The 16,403-nt window shown below is 65.5% G+C and carries 12 protein-coding genes and 1 pseudogene; 6 read left to right on the top strand and 7 right to left on the bottom strand.

Going from position 1 to position 16,403, the window contains the following annotated elements; genetic code table 11:
- The first annotated feature begins 9 nt into the window (after positions 1 to 9).
- Positions 10 to 1,632, top strand: a complete 1,623-nt coding sequence (locus tag GSQ87_RS03395; protein ID WP_158913218.1) for an amino acid ABC transporter ATP-binding/permease protein — start codon at positions 10 to 12, stop codon at positions 1,630 to 1,632.
- 50 nt (positions 1,633 to 1,682) lie between these two features.
- Here GSQ87_RS03395 and GSQ87_RS03390 read toward each other — a convergent pair.
- The 3 genes and pseudogenes from GSQ87_RS03390 to GSQ87_RS03380 all read right to left on the bottom strand — a co-directional run bounded on the left by GSQ87_RS03390 (position 1,683) and on the right by GSQ87_RS03380 (position 4,192).
- A pseudogene (locus GSQ87_RS03390) lies at positions 1,683 to 2,344 on the bottom strand (OmpW family protein).
- 333 nt (positions 2,345 to 2,677) lie between these two features.
- Positions 2,678 to 3,493: a universal stress protein gene (locus GSQ87_RS03385; RefSeq protein ID WP_158913216.1), complete on the bottom strand. Its 816-nt coding sequence runs from the start codon at positions 3,491 to 3,493 to the stop codon at positions 2,678 to 2,680.
- A 42-nt stretch (positions 3,494 to 3,535) separates the two neighbouring features.
- Positions 3,536 to 4,192, bottom strand: a complete 657-nt coding sequence (locus tag GSQ87_RS03380) for a BON domain-containing protein (protein WP_158913214.1) — start codon at positions 4,190 to 4,192, stop codon at positions 3,536 to 3,538.
- A 255-nt stretch (positions 4,193 to 4,447) separates the two neighbouring features.
- Here GSQ87_RS03380 and GSQ87_RS03375 point away from each other — a divergent pair, with 255 nt between their 5' ends.
- On the top strand, positions 4,448 to 5,173 hold the full coding sequence (locus tag GSQ87_RS03375; RefSeq protein ID WP_158913212.1) for a Crp/Fnr family transcriptional regulator: 726 nt from the start codon (positions 4,448 to 4,450) through the stop codon (positions 5,171 to 5,173).
- Between the two features lie 114 nt (positions 5,174 to 5,287).
- On the opposite strand, the gene GSQ87_RS03370 is transcribed toward GSQ87_RS03375, so the two are convergent.
- Positions 5,288 to 5,542: a lipoyl domain-containing protein gene (locus GSQ87_RS03370; RefSeq protein WP_158913210.1), complete on the bottom strand. Its 255-nt coding sequence runs from the start codon at positions 5,540 to 5,542 to the stop codon at positions 5,288 to 5,290.
- Between the two features lie 280 nt (positions 5,543 to 5,822).
- Between GSQ87_RS03370 and GSQ87_RS03365 the strand changes: the two genes are divergently transcribed.
- The 4 genes from GSQ87_RS03365 (at position 5,823) to GSQ87_RS03350 (ending at position 12,014) form a co-directional block, all read left to right on the top strand.
- Positions 5,823 to 7,214 carry an NAD-dependent succinate-semialdehyde dehydrogenase gene (locus GSQ87_RS03365; RefSeq protein WP_158913208.1) on the top strand — a complete coding sequence of 464 codons (1,392 nt, stop codon included), beginning with the start codon at positions 5,823 to 5,825 and terminating at the stop codon, positions 7,212 to 7,214.
- A 50-nt stretch (positions 7,215 to 7,264) separates the two neighbouring features.
- Entirely contained in the window at positions 7,265 to 8,317 is a 1,053-nt protein-coding gene (gene adhP, locus GSQ87_RS03360) for an alcohol dehydrogenase AdhP (RefSeq protein ID WP_158913206.1), read from the top strand.
- Between the two features lie 174 nt (positions 8,318 to 8,491).
- Positions 8,492 to 10,858, top strand: a complete 2,367-nt coding sequence (locus GSQ87_RS03355; protein ID WP_158913203.1) for a phosphoketolase — start codon at positions 8,492 to 8,494, stop codon at positions 10,856 to 10,858.
- Positions 10,859 to 10,862: 4 nt separating this feature from the next.
- Positions 10,863 to 12,014 carry an acetate/propionate family kinase gene (locus GSQ87_RS03350; RefSeq protein ID WP_158913201.1) on the top strand — a complete coding sequence of 384 codons (1,152 nt, stop codon included), beginning with the start codon at positions 10,863 to 10,865 and terminating at the stop codon, positions 12,012 to 12,014.
- 217 nt (positions 12,015 to 12,231) lie between these two features.
- Here GSQ87_RS03350 and hypE read toward each other — a convergent pair whose 3' ends face one another.
- Genes hypE through hypB form a run of 3 tightly spaced genes read right to left on the bottom strand, consistent with a single transcriptional unit; the run spans position 12,232 to position 16,397 of the window.
- Positions 12,232 to 13,278: a hydrogenase expression/formation protein HypE gene (gene hypE / locus GSQ87_RS03345; protein ID WP_158913199.1), complete on the bottom strand. Its 1,047-nt coding sequence runs from the start codon at positions 13,276 to 13,278 to the stop codon at positions 12,232 to 12,234.
- Positions 13,275 to 15,557, bottom strand: coding sequence for a carbamoyltransferase HypF (gene hypF, locus GSQ87_RS03340; RefSeq protein ID WP_158913197.1), 2,283 nt, complete (start codon positions 15,555 to 15,557; stop codon positions 13,275 to 13,277). The genes hypE and hypF overlap by 4 nt, the downstream gene beginning before the upstream one ends.
- Before the next feature lie 6 nt (positions 15,558 to 15,563).
- Positions 15,564 to 16,397 (bottom strand): hydrogenase nickel incorporation protein HypB, encoded by an 834-nt coding sequence (gene hypB / locus GSQ87_RS03335; protein WP_158913195.1) that lies wholly within the window; start codon positions 16,395 to 16,397, stop codon positions 15,564 to 15,566.
- Positions 16,398 to 16,403 lie beyond the last annotated feature (6 nt).

Here is a 16,403-nt window from a genome sequence, read left to right as displayed (position 1 = left end):
GATCCTGCCGTGAGCCTCGCCCAGCTGATCGCCACCGAGCGTCACCGGCAGCGCGGTTCGCTCCTGATCGCCTGCGCGGCGGCAGTGGGCGTCTGCGCGGCGTCGAGTGCGCTGCTCGGCCTGTCGGGCTGGTTCATCACCGGCGCCGCCCTGGCCGGTGCGAGCGGGACGGCGCTGGCCTTCAACTACATGTTGCCGAGCGCGGCGATCCGGCTGTTTGCGATCGTGCGTACCGCCTGCCGCTACGGCGAGCGGCTGGAGGGCCATCGCGCGGCGCTCGGCGCCCTGGCCCGCATCCGTCCGGCTCTGTTTGCAGCCCTCGCCGCCGCGCCGCCGGTCGAAGCGCTGGCCCTATCCACGGGCGAGGCCTGCGCCCGGCTAGTGCAGGACGTCAACGCGGTGGAGACCCTGTTCGTGCGCATCTCTGGCCGTTGGGGAGCCGCAGCTGCGCTGGCCGCGGGCGTGCTGTTGACCGGCCTGGCAGGCTGGCGCTGCGCTGTGGCCACGGCAGTGGTGTTCGTGCTGACCGTGCTTGGAGCCTGGGCGCTGGCCCGTCGGACGGCGGGCTATTCAGGCGGGGCGCTGCAACAGGCGGCGGGTCGTCTGAAGGACGCCTGCGCTGTCATGCTGGCCGCCGCGCCTGAGATCGTCGCTTACGGATTGCAGGACTGGGCCGAGGCGCGGGTCACGGCCGAGGGGGAGGCCTTGGCCATCGCACGGCTGGCGGCCCATCGTGCCGAGGGGTGGCAAGCTTGCTGGTCCGCGATCATGACCGCGATCTGCGCCGTGGCTGTGCTGCTCTTCGCACAAGGTGCACCGTTGCCGCTCGCCGCGCTCGCCGCGTTGGCGGCGGCGGCGACCGTGGACGGCGCATCTGGCCTGGTCCGTGGATTTCTGCAGGATGGTGCGGTGGAGGAGGCGGCGCGCCGGCTGGACCCCGTGCTGAACTCCGCGACGGCCGCACCGGACGCGCCGTCCTTGGCGGCGCCGGCGTGCGCCGCCCTTGCTATGAACCTTTCCGGTTCGCCACCGCTGATGCTCGCGCTCGGGGAGCGATTGGCGATCACGGGGCGTTCCGGCTGCGGCAAGACCACCCTGATCGAGCAATTCCTCAAGCTGCGTGAGATTGCGCCTGGACAGCTGCGCATCAGCGGCGTGGACGTGACCGAGCTTGCACCCGCCGCGGCCCGTGGCGTCTTCGCCTACGCGCCACAGGAGGCGATGCTGCTGTCGGGCAGCGTGCGGGACAACCTTTGGCTCGCCGATCCCCAGGCCGAGGACGAGGCGTTGTGGGCGGTCCTGTTCGATGCGGGCCTGGACGTGCGCGTGCGGGCGCTGCCGATGGGACTCGACACCCCGATCGGGGAGGGGGGAGAGCGGCTTTCCGGAGGCGAGAGGCGGCGACTGGCGTTGGCGCGAGCACTGCTCCGGCCTGCTGCATGGCTGCTGCTGGACGAGCCCACCGAAGGGCTTGACGCCGCGACCGAAGCCCTGGTGATCGCGCGGCTGGAACGCCGGCTGCAGCGCACCCGCCAGGGTCTGATCCTGGTCAGTCATCGCACTGCTGCGCTGAGTTTATGCGCCCGCGAATTGAAGCTGGATGAAGACGTCGCTCTGCGCCACGCGGCGTAGGTCCGTATGACGGCGAGGGCGCGGCTCTTGGGGAACCGCGCCGATATCGGTCAGAACCTGCGACCCACTCCCATGGAGACCACCCAGGGATCCAGATGTACATTGGAGTGGAGCGCTCCGTCGTTGATTACCGCGTCGGTCTCCACGAACACCTTCTTCACGTCGACATTCAGCGCCCAAGGCCCTTTCAAGGCCAGATCCGCGCCGCCCTGCACCGCCTCGCCGACATTGTCCTTGAGGCGGACCTTGAAGCCATTGGCGTTGTCACCGCCATAGTAGATCATGGCGTTCACGCCTGCGCCGACGTAGGGACTAAGGCGAGCCTTGGGCCACGGGTGGTATTGCAAGGACACACCGGCGGCAGCACCCAGGTGCTGCGCACTTTCACGTCCGTCCCGGCTCCCTGAGCGGAGATGGTATGCTCTGTCGTACCGAGGATCGCTTCCACGGCGAGTTGATTGGTCAAGAAATAGGTGAAGCCGAGGGTCGGCATGACACTATCGCCGACGTGCACGTGCAGGCCGCTGTCGACGCCGGATGCGGTGACGATGCGGCTAGACGTATCGGGTGAGACGTCGCTGGCCCGAAGGTCGATGATGAAGCTTCCGCGCCCTTGGGGGGTGTAATCCTGCGCCACCGCGCTTCCGACGAAAAGGAAAACTCCTGCGCTGAGCGCGAACACGGTAGATGTATTGACGTATTTTCTCTGCATAGCTAGCGCCCCTATTTACCGCCAACATTGGCGTTGATGAGAGGCATAAGAGAGGGTGGATAATTACGCTTTGAGCTATCTCAAGGCGTAAGCATAAGGTGTAGAATTTAGCCTCGCTGTGGTCGTTTTCGAGCGCCGTGCGCGATGCTGGCGCGATGGACAGCACACCCTCGACACGCCATTCGCGGGGCGGGATTAAGCCACAACCGTTCTCTTGAGCCCGGCCCCGGAGGGACTACTAGCTGCAACGAATTGAACCGCTGATCAACCCGGCGAGGCGTGACAGACCTGTTTAGCGGCGAGGCCCCGATTGGTCCGTCGCCGCGCCTGGGCTTAGTGCGCCAGGAACAGGGGAATGGAGGAGCCGGCGAGCAGCGCTTTGGTGACGCCGCCCAGCACCCACTCCCGCGCGCGGGAGTGGCCATAGGCGCCCAGGACCAGAAGATCGGCCGCACGCGCCTGGCCCTCGTCCATCAGAGCCTCGGCCGCGCCATCGGCGCAAGGTCGGGTCTCGGCCGACGCTTTGACGCCGTGGCGCGCGAGGCCGGCGACAGCGGCGTTCAGGCTCCCCCACGCCTCGTCGGCGTCCTTCACCGGTGCGATCTGAAGCAGATGGACCTGCTCGGCCTGCTTCAGCAACGGCAAGGCGCAGGACAGGGCGCGTCTGGCTTCGCGGGTGTTGCGCCAGGCGACCACGATCGATCGAAGACGAACCACATCACCGCCCGGCGGCAGGGCCAGGACCGGAAGTCCTGATTCACAGACGATCGTGGGGACGTCGATCCCGACGTCGGAGGGCTCGCGCTCCAGACCCGCCAAGATGATGTCCGCGCCTGCGGCCTCCTCGATCAAGGCGGTCGTGGGAAAGTCGCGCCTCGCCCGCCAGTGGGCGCGCTCGCCCAAGGCCTGGGTCAGGGTTGAGAAGCGCTTATGGGTTTCGGCTCCATCCCTGACTTCCTGGTCGACGATCGCCTGAAGGGTCGCCCCATCGAGGTAGGCGAGGCCGGGGTCTTCGACGAGGATGCGCGCCCGCGCCCCCAGGCCGATCAGGTTTGCATTTTGGCTCTGCGCGAAGGCCACAGCGGTGCGCAGGGCGTCGTCGGACGCAAGGTCGGATCGAACGTGAATGAGCAGGGTCTTGAACGACATGAGCGAGTCCATGGGGTGACGGTGATGGCCAGAGGCCGGCGCCTAGGCTAAGCGGCCGATTTGCACGTCGTCTTCGACCATGCAGACGCCGGGCGCCGACCAGGCCGCGCGCTCCAGCGTGTCGCGGTCGGCCCAGCTATTCACGCGGCCTTCCAGCTTCACCCGGCCGTCCTGAACCGTGACACGGACGCCTTTCGACTCGATCTCAGCGCTGCGCTCGAGCGCAGCCTTGATACGACGCTCGACGTCTGCAGCACTGGCGTAGGGCGCGACCGTGATATTGTTACGAATGCCCATGACCCCGCGCATCTTTCGCAGATCATTGTTCGCGGCGGTGCGCTGATAGTCCCACTCCACCGCCCCGGTGAGGGTCAGCCAGCCTTGCTCGACCTTGATCTGGATCTTGCCCGCCGGAATCAGCACGTTCAGATCGATCAGGGTCAAGGCGCGTCTGGCGATGTCGTCATCGCTATGGGGAGTGGTCCCGTCGCCGCCCACTTCCAGCGCCTCGGCGATACCGCGCACGCCTTTGACGCGCATGACGGCCTGCTCGGCCAGCGACTTCTGGACGTAGTTCGGCACATGGCCGGTCAAGCTCACCACGCCTTGGTCGACCGCTACACCGATGTTGGCGGCGTCGACGCTAGGTTCGAAGTCCAGCTCGTCGATGACGTGCCGACGCAGGATCTTATCGTCCATCTTCATCTCCTCCGGGCGCCAATCCCAAGGACGGGGCCAGATTGGGAGAATAGGCGGGAAGCGGATCGAGGCGCGTTGACCTGTATCAAATCCGGCGGTCCATTCGGCAGCGGCTCAGCGTGCTGACGGAGGCGATTTGATCCAGATCAAGGATTTTGCCCTCAGCCACGCATATGTGTGCGCATATCAATATCCAGGCGGCTGTGCGGGAGCGCTGGCGAGCGTAGGATGTCAATCCTCAGGAGAGCCGAGGCCATGCACGTTGCTACGCTTGAACGTGAGGCGGTGTCCTGTCTCGAAATGTGCAACCAGTGCGGTGCGCGCACCACCAGCATCTGCAGCGTGCTGCCGCACCCGGAACTGCGCCAGCTGGCCGATTGCGCCACGGTGAAGACCTATGCCCCAGGCGATCTGCTCATCCGGGAGGGGGATACATTCGACCACGTTTTCAACATTACCGAAGGCATGGTCATGCTGTTCAAGCTGCTCGGCGATGGGCGGCGTCAGGTGCTCGGTTTCCTTTTCAAGGGGGATTTCCTGGGTTTGACGGGCGGTGTCGATTATCAGTTCGGCGTTCAGGCGCTCACTAGTGTTCAAAGTTGCCGCTTTCCTCGTGTCCCGTTCCGCAGACTGCTGCTCGAGACGCCTCGGCTGGAGGAAGAGCTGCTCTCCCGCGCTTCGGATGAGCTGATGAGCGCGCGCGAACATCTGACGTTGCTCGGTCGAAAGACTGCTGTGGAGCGCGTCTCAAGCTTTCTCCTCTACATCGCCGACCGTGAGGCGAAGGTCGGCGGGGCGCCCGACCTCGCCTTCCTGCCGATGACACGGGCGGATATGGGCGATTTCCTGGGCCTGACCACGGAAACCGTGAGCCGGGTCATCTCCAGCCTCAAGCGCCAGCAGGTAATCCAGCTTCTCGAGCACGGCGGCGTGCGGTTTCTACGCCGCGCCGATCTGGAAACCAGCGCAGAAGCCGCCTGAGCCGCGCCGACCCGCGCGCCACTCATCTGGACCGCCGGGCGCGGCGGGGCTTTTGCGATTAGGGAAGTTCACAAGGTTTTCGCTGCGCCCAAGACGGGAATGGCGCGAGAGAACTCATGTTGCGACCGGACGATCGGGCGTGACGCGCGCGATAACCATCCCCGGTTCCACCACGGCGTTTTCCCGGGCTAGCGCGTCGAGACGGCCCCAGCAGGGGGAGATGATCTCGTGCAGGCCCCCCTCGATACGAACCTCCGCCAAGGGAGCGCCGCTGGCGACGAAGGCGCCTTCGCCACGGCGCCATCGCACCAGGACGCCTTCGGGGAGCATGCTGGTAGCCCATAGATCCTCAGAAAGCCGCACGTCCATTGTTTTGCCTCCGCTAGAAGCGCCAGACATAGCGAGATAGTACAAGGTGAGCTTTGACATAGGTCAAGCTGATCGCGACTTTTTCTCAGATTGATCTGCATCAATTCATTTGAGCGATCGGCGGCATAAATTGACGCATGACCGGCTGTTCGCCGAGGTGAGCGCTCCCTGCGCCATCCCTTGTCGAGTCGGAAGCCGGCAGGCGCCTCCTTCGAAAGGCTGCTGGCAGTCGGGCGCCGTCCGTGCGCGGACGTCCACGCCTTCATGAGGAAAGATGACAATGACATTCGCCACCATCAATCCCTATACGGGCGAGCTGCTGAAGACCTTCCCGAGCGCCACGGACGCTGAGGTCCGGCAGGCGATCGAGAAGGCGCATGACGCCTTTCTGTCCTGGCGCGAAACCCCCTTCGCTGCGCGCACGCAGATCATGCAGACCGCCGCCAATATTCTACGCAGGGAGATCGACGCCTACGCCAAACTGCTTACCCTGGAGATGGGCAAGCTGTTTTCGGAGGCGAAGGCCGAGGTCGAGTTGTCGGCGGCGATCTTCGAATATTACGCCCGCAACGCCGAGGCTCTGCTGGCGCCTGAAAAGCTTCCTGTCGCAGATCCGGCCGAAGGGGAGGCGACTTTGATCTGCGAGCCGCTCGGCGTGTTGCTCGCGATCGAACCGTGGAATTTCCCCTACTATCAGATCGCCCGCATCATCGCGCCTCAGCTCTCCGCCGGCAACACGATGCTGCTCAAGCATGCCGCGAACGTGCCCCAGAGCGCTGCGGCGTTCGAGGCGTTGATGCGCGAGGCCGGGTTGCCGGACGGCGCCTTCATCAACCTCTACGCCGCCCACGACCAGGTCGAACTGATCATCAACGATCCGCGTGTCCAGGGCGTCGCGCTCACGGGCTCCGAGGCGGCCGGCGCCGTGGTCGCGGCGCAGGCCGGCAAGGCGCTCAAGAAGTCGACCATGGAACTGGGCGGCGCCGACGCGTTCGTGGTGCTGGCCGACGCCGACATGGAGAAGACGACCCGGTGGGCGGTGTTCGGTCGCCACTGGAACGGCGGACAGGTCTGCGTCTCGTCCAAGCGGATGATCATCGTCGACGCGGTCTACGACGCGTTCCTCGAGCGATACATCAAGGGTGTCGCCGCACTGCGCGCAGGCGATCCTTTCGCAGCGGAAACGACGCTTGCTCCCCTGTCCTCCCAAGGCGCGGCCGACGCGCTGAAGACGATGATCCATAAGGCGGTCGAGCATGGCGCGACGGCCACCGAGGTCGGGCCGAGCGTGCCGAACCAGGGCGCCTTCGTGCAGCCGACGATCCTGACCGAGGTCGGAGAGGACAATCCGGCGCGCCATTGGGAGTTCTTCGGGCCCGTCTCGATGCTTTTCCGGGCCAAGGACGAGGACGACGCCGTCCGCATCGCCAATGACTCGCCCTTCGGCCTTGGCGGCTCGGTGTTCACCGGCGACGCCAAGCACGGCGCCGAGGTGGCCAAGAAGATCTCCACCGGCATGGTGTTTGTGAACCACCCCACCATGGTGAAGGCCGACCTCCCGTTCGGCGGTGTCCGCCGGTCCGGCTATGGCCGCGAGTTGCTCGGCCTCGGCATCAAGGAGTTCGTCAACCACAAGCTCATCGACGTCGTCGATATCGACGCGCCGTTCTGAGCGCTGTCGACGCGCTGTCATTCCCGGATCACGGACCACAGGAAACCCAGATGCAGAAGACCATGAAGGCGGCCGTCGTTCGTGCGTTCGGCCAGCCGCTCGTCATCGAGGAAGTGACGGTTCCCAAACCGGGGCTCGGCCAGATTCTGGTCAAGGTCGCCGCGACGGGTGTGTGCCACACCGACCTCCATGCCGCGGAGGGCGACTGGCCCGTCAAACCGAAGCCACCCTTCATTCCCGGCCACGAGGGCGTCGGCCATGTGGTCGCGGTCGGCGGCGGCGTAACGCACGTGAAGGAGGGCGACCGTGTCGGCGTGCCCTGGCTTTACACCGCTTGCGGCTACTGCGTGCACTGCCTGGGCGGCTGGGAGACGCTGTGCGAGGCGCAGCAGAACACGGGCTATTCGGTCAACGGGAGCTTCGCCGAATATGTCCTCGCCGATCCCAACTACGTCGGGCTCCTGCCGGACAAGATCGGATTCGTGGAGATCTCTCCGGTGCTCTGCGCAGGCGTGACGGTCTACAAGGGCCTGAAGGTCACCGACACCAAGCCTGGCGATTGGGTGGCCATCTCCGGGATCGGCGGTCTTGGACACATGGCCGTGCAGTACGCCAAGGCGATGGGCCTAAATGTCGTCGCCGTGGATATCGACGACGCCAAACTCACGCTCGCCCGAACGCTGGGCGCGGACCTCACCGTGAATGCACGCGACGCCGACCCGGCCGCCTTCATCAAGAAGGAGATCGGCGGGGCGCAGGGCGTCCTGGTCACCGCCGTCTCGCCCAAGGCCTTTCAACAGGCGATGGGGATGGTGCGCCGCGGCGGCACGGTCTCCCTGAACGGTCTGCCGCCGGGCGACTTCCCGCTGTCGATCTTCGATACTGTGCTCAACGGCGTCACAGTGCGGGGTTCGATCGTGGGAACGCGCCTCGATCTGCAGGAAGCTCTGGATTTCGCCGCCGCCGGCAAGGTGCGGGCGACGGTGAAGACCGATGTGCTCGACAACATCAACGACGTGTTCGATCGCATGCGCCGCGGCGAAATCGAAGGCCGTGTCGTGCTCGACTTTGTAGACGCCGGCGTTTCCCGTGCGGCCGCATGACGAGGGTCGCGCGCACCGGGCCAAGACCTTTATCGTCCATTCATCAGGCAGGCGGACGCTGTTCACCGGATAGCTTCTTGTCGACGCCGTTTTCTGGCCGCTGCGCAATCGCCGATCGCCGTGATCGAACGGACGAGCTGTGCGTTAGGCGTTCATCCCCCAGGTGCTCCCGTTATGACCGGTCCCTTATCCACTGAGATGCTCGGACTGATGGACGCCTATTGGCGAGCGTCCAACTATCTTTCTGTCGGGCAGATATATCTGCAGGACAATCCCCTGCTCGAGGAGCCGCTGCAGCGAAAGCACATCAAGCCGCGGCTTCTTGGCCACTGGGGCACGACGACGGGTCTCAACTTCATCTACGTCCATCTGAATCGTTTGATCGTCCAGCACGATCTCGACATGATCTATGTCATGGGACCTGGGCATGGCGGCCCGGGCCCGGTTGCGCAAAGCTATCTCGAAGGCTCCTACACCGAGCGCTACCCGAACGTCGAACAAGGCCGAAACGGCCTGCAGCGACTGTTTCGGCAGTTTTCCTGGCCCTACGGCATCCCAAGCCATGTCGCGCCGGAGACGCCCGGCTCGATCCATGAGGGCGGTGAGCTGGGGTATTCCCTGGTTCACGCCTACGGTGCGGCGTTCGACAACCCCGATCTCATCGTCGCCTGCGTGATCGGCGACGGCGAGGCGGAAACGGGGCCGCTCGCGGCCAGTTGGCACTCCAACAAATTTCTCAATCCGCGTCGCGATGGGGCGGTGTTGCCGATCCTGCACCTGAACGGCTTCAAGATCGCCAACCCCACCGTCCTGGCCAGAATCCCGCAAGCTGACCTGACCAGCCTGCTGCGTGGATATGGCTATGAGCCGCACTTCGTCGAAGGCGACGATCCGCCGGTCGTCCACCAGATGCTCGCCGCAGCGTTGGACACCGTGCTTGGGGATATTCGCGCCATCCAGGCGTCTGCACGCAAAGCGCCGCAGGATGCGCCGGTCGAGCTGCCGCGCTGGCCGATGATCGTTCTCAAGACGCCTAAGGGCTGGACCGGTCCCAAGGTCGTCGACGGGCTACCGGTCGAAGGGACTTGGCGGGCGCACCAGGTGCCCCTGACCGGCTTCGACAATCCGCAGCACGTGACCCAACTGCAGGATTGGATGCTGAGCTATCGCCCCCGCGAGCTGTTCGATGAGCAGGGGAAGTTTCGCGACGCGTTCGCGGCGATCGCGCCGACGGGGCACCGGCGGATGAGCGCCAACCCCCACGCCAACGGCGGGGAGCTGCTGGCGCCGCTGCTGATGCCGCACTTCCGCGACTACGGCGTCGCGATGGACGGGCCCGGCTCGGTGTCGGCCGAGGCGACCCGGGTGCTGGGCGGATTCCTGAGAGACGTGATCCGGCAAAATGCGCAAGCCAAGAACTTCAGGCTCTTTGGCCCCGACGAAACGGCGTCGAACCGCCTCGACGCCGTGTTCGAGGCGACGGGCAAGACCTGGCTGGCGGAAGTGGAGGACGTCGACGTCAATCTCGCCGCCGACGGGCGGGTGATGGAGGTGCTGAGCGAACACCTTTGCCAGGGTTGGCTCGAGGGCTATCTCCTTACCGGCCGCCACGGCCTGTTTTCCTGCTACGAGGCCTTCATCCACATCGTGGATTCGATGGTCAACCAGCACGCAAAATGGCTGAAGAGCACGCGGCAGATCGAGTGGCGCAAGCCGATCGCCTCGCTCAACTACCTGCTCACCTCCCACGTTTGGCAGCAGGATCACAACGGGTTTTCCCACCAGGATCCAGGCTTCATCGACCATCTGGCCAAGAAGAAGGCCGATGTGGTGCGGATCTATCTACCGCCGGATGCCAACTGCCTGCTGTCGGTCGCCGATCACTGCCTGCGCAGCCGCAACTACATCAACCTGATCGTCGCCGGCAAAGCCAGTCAATGGCAGTGGCTCGACGTGGAGGCGGCCGCCCGCCATTGCGCTGACGGCGCGGGCGCCTGGGATTGGGCCGGCTCGGGGGCCGATGATCCGGACGTGGTGTTGGCCTGCTGTGGGGATGTGCCCACGACGGAGACCCTGGCGGCGGTGACGTTGCTGCGAGACTACGCTCCGGACCTCAAGGTCCGCGTGGTCAATGTCGTCGACCTGATGAGCCTGCAGCCCCAGACCGTGCATCCACATGGCCTCGGCGATCCCGATTTCGATGCGCTGTTTACGGTGGACCGTCCGGTGATCTTCGCCTTCCATGGTTATCCCGGCATTATCCACCAGCTCACCTATAATCGGCGCAACCATGACAATTTCCATGTTCGCGGATATCGGGAGGAGGGAACCACGACGACGCCCTTCGATATGGTCGTGCAGAACAATCTCGACCGCTATCAACTGGCGCTCGACGCGATCTCATACGTGCCGCGCTTCAGCGACCAGGTGCAGGCCGCTCAGGAGCGCTATTGGACGACCATGCAGCGTCACAAACTGTATGTGAGCGAACATGGCGACGACATGCCCGAGGTTCGTGACTGGCGATGGTCGGCGACCTAGTCGCATGGCTTCGACCGAAAATCAGGTGGTTCTCAGTCTGAACTGCGGATCTTCTTCGTTTAAGTTCACGCTGTTCAACCGATCCGGCGACGTCTTCGAAGTCCAAATCGAGGGCGAGGCGGAGGCGATCGGAACGCCGCAAAGCCGATTTTCCGCGCGCGACAAGCAGGACGAGATCGTCTCCGAGGTCGGCTCCGTTCCGGATCACCAAGCGGCCGCAGCCCGGCTGTTCGATCTATTGGATGAGCGCGGCGCCTCGGTTCCAAGCGTCATCGGGCACCGTATCGTGCATGGCGGGCCAGATGTGCGAGGGCACTGTGTCGTCGATGCTCGTGTCCTGCGGGCGCTGGAGGCGGCGCGGGTCTTTGCGCCGCTTCACGCACCTGCCGCGCTTTCCGTTCTTGCTGCAGCAAGGGAGAGGTTTAGCGAGCGCCCCCACGTCGCCTGTCTCGACACGGCTTTCCACCGGAACCTGCCCGAGGTGGCTCGCCGCTTTCCGATGGCCGAATCCCTTCTGCAGGTGGGAATCGAGCGCTACGGCTTCCATGGGCTGTCCTGCGAATCGATTTTGCGCCAGCTCGGCGGCGACGCGCCTCGGCGCATTGTCATCGCCCATCTTGGAGGTGGGTCGAGCATAACCGCCGTAAGGGCGGGCCAATCCATCGACACCAGCATGGGGCTGACGCCGACCGGCGGCGTCATGATGGCGACACGGACCGGCGATCTTGATCCAGGACTCCTGATCTATCTACTCCGCGAGCACGGTCTGGACGCCGACGGTTTGGAAGCTTTGGTCAATCGCGAAAGCGGGATGAAGGCCGTGTCGGGTTCTTCCGGCGATCTCAGATCGCTCCGGGACACGACCGGGGACGCTGCACGACTGGCGATAGACATGTACGTCTATTCTGTTCGCAAACAGATCGCCGCCATGAGCGCCGCGCTTGAGGGGCTGGACCTTCTGGTCTTTACAGGAGGCATCGGCCAAAACGACGCTCAGATCCGGACGGATATCTGTAGCGGTCTCGCCTGGTTAGGCGTGAGGGAAGCCGGTGCCCACCTCGTGGTTGGCGATCCGACCCCCTTCATCAACGCCTGCGCGCTCCGTGCGAACGAGGAGGAGGAAATCGCGCGGCATGCTGTCAGACTGACCAACTGAGCGCTTTTCGTGGTGGTTTACAGGGCGGCGTTCGTCGAAATTTCGAAAGCATACATCGGTGCGCTTATTCACAGACCCGCTTTCGGAGCAGCGCGCTTCTCCGGATCGGTCTCCTCCAGCGGGGCGACGAGGTCGCCGTTGGCTGAAAAGGCGCACAACATCATCCTCCGGCCTCGTGACCAATCCCGCATCGATGGAGTTGCGCGGTCGCCGTCTCTCAGCAGATGCGGGGTAGTTGTTCGCCCGATAGCCAATCGATGATCCGGTCCCCGCCGAAGCTGGTGGTCATCTGCACGAAGTGATGGTCGTCCTCCACGACCTTGCCGATGATCGTCGCGTCCCGGCCCAGTGGATGGGCGTGCATGGCCTCGATCAACGATTGGGCGAACTCCGGGGCGACGACGGCGATCAGCTTGCCCTCGTTGGCGACGCAGAGGGGATCGAGCCCGAGAAGCTCGCAGGCGGCGACGACCTGTGGTCGTATTGGCAGGGCCGACTCCTCGATGAGGAAGCCCACGCCTGACTGCTGGGCCAGTTCGTTTAAGACCGCGGCGACGCCGCCGCGGGTGGGATCGCGCATCACGCGAAGCCCCAGGCCTGCCGCCGCTACCATGTCGGCGACCAGGCCATGCAGGGCGGCGGAGTCGGAGACCAGATCAGTGTCGAAGGCGGTGTTCTGGCGCTTGGACATGATCGCGACCCCATGGTCGCCGATAAAACCCGATACGAGCACCTGGTCGTCCGGCCGGGCCTTGTCCGCCGAGAGGTCCAGGCCTCCCTGCACGACGCCCACCCCCGTGGTGGAGATGAAGACGCCATCGGCCTTGCCCCGCTCCACCACCTTGGTGTCGCCGGTGATGATCGGTACGCCAGCGTCGCGGGCTGCGGCGCCCATGCTGTCGGCGATGCGCTTGAGATCGGCCAGCGCAAACCCTTCTTCGAGGATAAAGCTCGCCGACAGATAGAGTGGCCGCGCGCCGGCCATGGACACGTCGTTGATGGTGCCGTGGACAGCGAGGGAGCCGATATCACCGCCTGGAAAGAACAGGGGCGAGACGACATAGGCGTCGGTCGACATCACCATTCGCCCCACGGGGGCGTCGAAGGCCGCCTGGTCGTTTCCCCGGCTCAGCCATTCATTGGCGAAGGCCGGGTGGAAGACTTCCGAAATTAGCTGCGCCATGGCCCGTCCGCCCGAGCCGTGCGACATGTCCACCCGCCCATGCTGAAGGTCCAACCGGCGTGCATAGCCCGCCCGGTTCATGAGGCGACGGCATGGCCGGCGTGGATGCGGGCTAGCGCCGCTTGACCGAGCGAGAGGCCTCCGTCGTTCGCCGGCGCCGCCCGCGGCAGCCAGGGCTCGAGACCCCGGTCACGCAGCGCCGCCGAAAGCCCTTCGGCCAATACCGCGTTCATTAGACAGCCGCCTCCCAGCGCTACTTGCTTTAGATGTCGGCGTGAAGCGGCCTCGGCGATCCATGCGGTGAGGCCTTGGACCACGACGCCGTGAAACAGTTCGGCGCCGAGAACCGGGTCGCTGCGAAGCTCCGGGAGGGTCGCTAGCAAGGGCCGGAAATCCAAGACGCCCGCCGCGAGCCGATAGCCGTCCGGCAGGACGCGCGGCGTGCGCACCAAGGCCTGGAGCTCCATCGCCGCCTGGGCCTCATAACTCTGATAGGGGCAAACGCCCAGCAGGGCTGCGGCAGCGTCGAACAGGCGGCCCATGCTGGTGGTTGTCGACACGCCTGCGGGCGTCAAACACAGGTGCGCGACATCCACCGCTAGAGGGATGTCGGCGAACCAACGCGCCGCCTCGTCCGCTCGGCCGAGCGCGGTCAGGGCCGCGACACCCATGCGCCAAGGCTCCCGCGCGGCGCGGTCGCCGCCGGGCAGCGGGAGCGGCGCCAGATGGCCGAGCCGGACCCAATCCGCGCCGTCGAGCTGCACGAGCTCGCCGCCCCACGCGCCGCCATCCGCCCCCAGGCCATGACCGTCGAGCGCGACGCCCAGGACCGGGCCGGTCAGCCGGTGCTCGGCGGCCACGGCGGCTATATGGGCGACGTGGTGCTGAACCTGGACCAGCCGAGCGCCATGGCCTTGCGCCAGTCGCGCGGCGAAGCGGGTGGATGGGAAGTCCGGATGCAGGTCGCAGCCGATCGCTTCGGGCCGGACGTCGAGGGTTTCGAGCAGGCGTCGCGCGGTCTCCTCGTAAAAACTGATCGTTGCGGCGTTTCGGAGATCGCCGATGTGCTGGGAGACAAAGGCCTCGCGGCCACGCACGACCGTGACCGTCGCCTTGAGCAATCCGCCGGCGCCGAGGGCGGGCGGTCCGTCCCCCTTCAGCTCGATGGGTTCGGGGACGAAGCCCCTGGCGCGCCGCAGGTAGGCCGGCGCGCCGGCGATCACCGCCATGACGGAGTCGTCGGTCCGGACCACGATCTGGCGGTCATGGGTGACGGTCAGATCGGCGACGCCGGCAAGCTGTCGCCTGGCGTCCTCGTCGTCGATGATCAGGGGCTCGCCGCCGAGATTGGCGCTGGTGGCGACCAGGACGGTCGGCTGCGCCGCCGAATGCGAGAGCGGCTCGACGCTGCCTCGCGCCATCGCGTGGAAGACCAGATGGTGCACGGGCGCGTAGGGAAGCATTACGCCGAGCCGGTCCAGCCGGGGAGCGACAGAGGGCGCGAGACCCTCCCGGCGGCGCAGCAGCACGACGGGCCTTGCGCTGAGCGCCATGAGCGCGTGCTCGGCGGCGCTGGGGACGGCGATCTGGTCGACTGAGGCTGGGTTGGCGACCATGACCGCAAACGGCTTGGCGTCGCGCCGCTTGCGCCGTCGCAGCTCCGCCACGGCGGTCTCGTTGCGCGCATCGCACATCAGGTGGAATCCCCCGATTCCCTTCAGCGCCACGATGCGGCCCTTGGCCAAAGCTTCGGCGATCGTTTCGATCGGGTGGCTGAGGCTCGGCCCGCAGGCCGGGCAGGCGATGGTCTCGGCATGGAAGCGCCGCCCGGTCGTATCGGCGTAGTCGCAGGCGCACGCTTCGCAGGGCGGGAAGGTCGCCATGGCGGTTCGCGCCCGATCATAGGGAAGCGCGCGGACGATGGTGAAGCGCGGGCCGCAATCGGTGCAGGTGACTAAGGGATAGAGATGAAAGCGGCTGCTAGGATCGAACAGATCCTCCAGGCAGACCGAGCAGACGCCGGCGTCCGGGACAATCCGTGTCTGTGTGCGGCCACCGATGCTCTCGCGGATCTCGAAACCGCCGCGCCACGTGGACGGGACGGTGGCGATCTCCAGGCTGTCGATGCGGGCGAGGGGCGGGGGCTCCTGCTCGAGCGCGCCGATAAAGGCGTCGAGCCGCACGCCTTCGACCTCGATCAACACGCCGTCGCTGTCGTTCAATACGAACCCCGAGAGTTCATAGCGCAAGGCCAGTCGGTGAACGAACGGACGAAAGCCTACGCCCTGGACGGCGCCTCGCACACGCAGGCGGCGCCGCTCGCTGAGCGCCTCGGCGGCGATGGAGAGAGCGGCGGCCACGGCGGTCTATTCCGCCGCCGCTCGGGGCCGGGCGTGGGTTTCGATCCAGTCGTAGAAGGGAGCCAAGCCCTCTCCCGTGCGCGCAGAGACCACGAAGATCTCGATCCTTGGGTTCACACGCCGGGCGAATTTCAGGCAAGCGGTGACGTCGAAATCCAGATACGGCAGTAGATCGGCCTTGTTGAGCAGCATGACGTCGGCGTTGGCGAACATGTCGGGATATTTGATCGGCTTGTCCTCGCCCTCGGTCACCGAAAGCACCACGACCTTGTGCGCCTCGCCCAGATCGAAGGCGGCGGGACAGACAAGATTGCCGACGTTCTCGATGAAGAGCAGGGCGCCGGTCGGTAGCGAAAGCTTATCTAGCGCATGGCCGACCATGTGCGCGTCCAGATGACATCCCTTGCCGGTATTGATCTGAATGGCGGGGGCGCCGGTGGCGCGGATGCGGTCGGCGTCATTGGAGGTCTGCTGGTCGCCTTCGATCACCGAGATTCGAAACCGAGACCTGAGGTCGGCGATGGCGCGCACCAGCAGGGTGGTCTTGCCCGAACCCGGACTGGCGACGAGGTTGAGCGCGAAGACACCCGCCGCGTGCAGCCGCATCCGGTTGATCGCGGCATAGGTGTTGTTGCTGGAGAGAAGGTCGCGTTCGAGCCGGATGATCCGGTCCTGGCTCATGCCGGGCACTTGGACGCCCGCGACGCCCGCGCCGAAATCGATGTCGCCGGTCTCGGCGTCATGGTGGTGAGGAGGGGCGTCGTGGGTTGGATGGGCGTGAGCGCGTCCCGCGATCGCCACCTCGATCGTCGCCCCGTCGCATCCACAGACCGTGCACATCCGCCG

It is taken from the genome of Caulobacter sp. S45 (assembly GCF_009765965.1).
Taxonomy (GTDB): domain Bacteria; phylum Pseudomonadota; class Alphaproteobacteria; order Caulobacterales; family Caulobacteraceae; genus CAHJWH01.
Note: the sequence above shows the minus strand (reverse complement) of the source record. Positions and strands in the feature narration are given on the sequence as shown.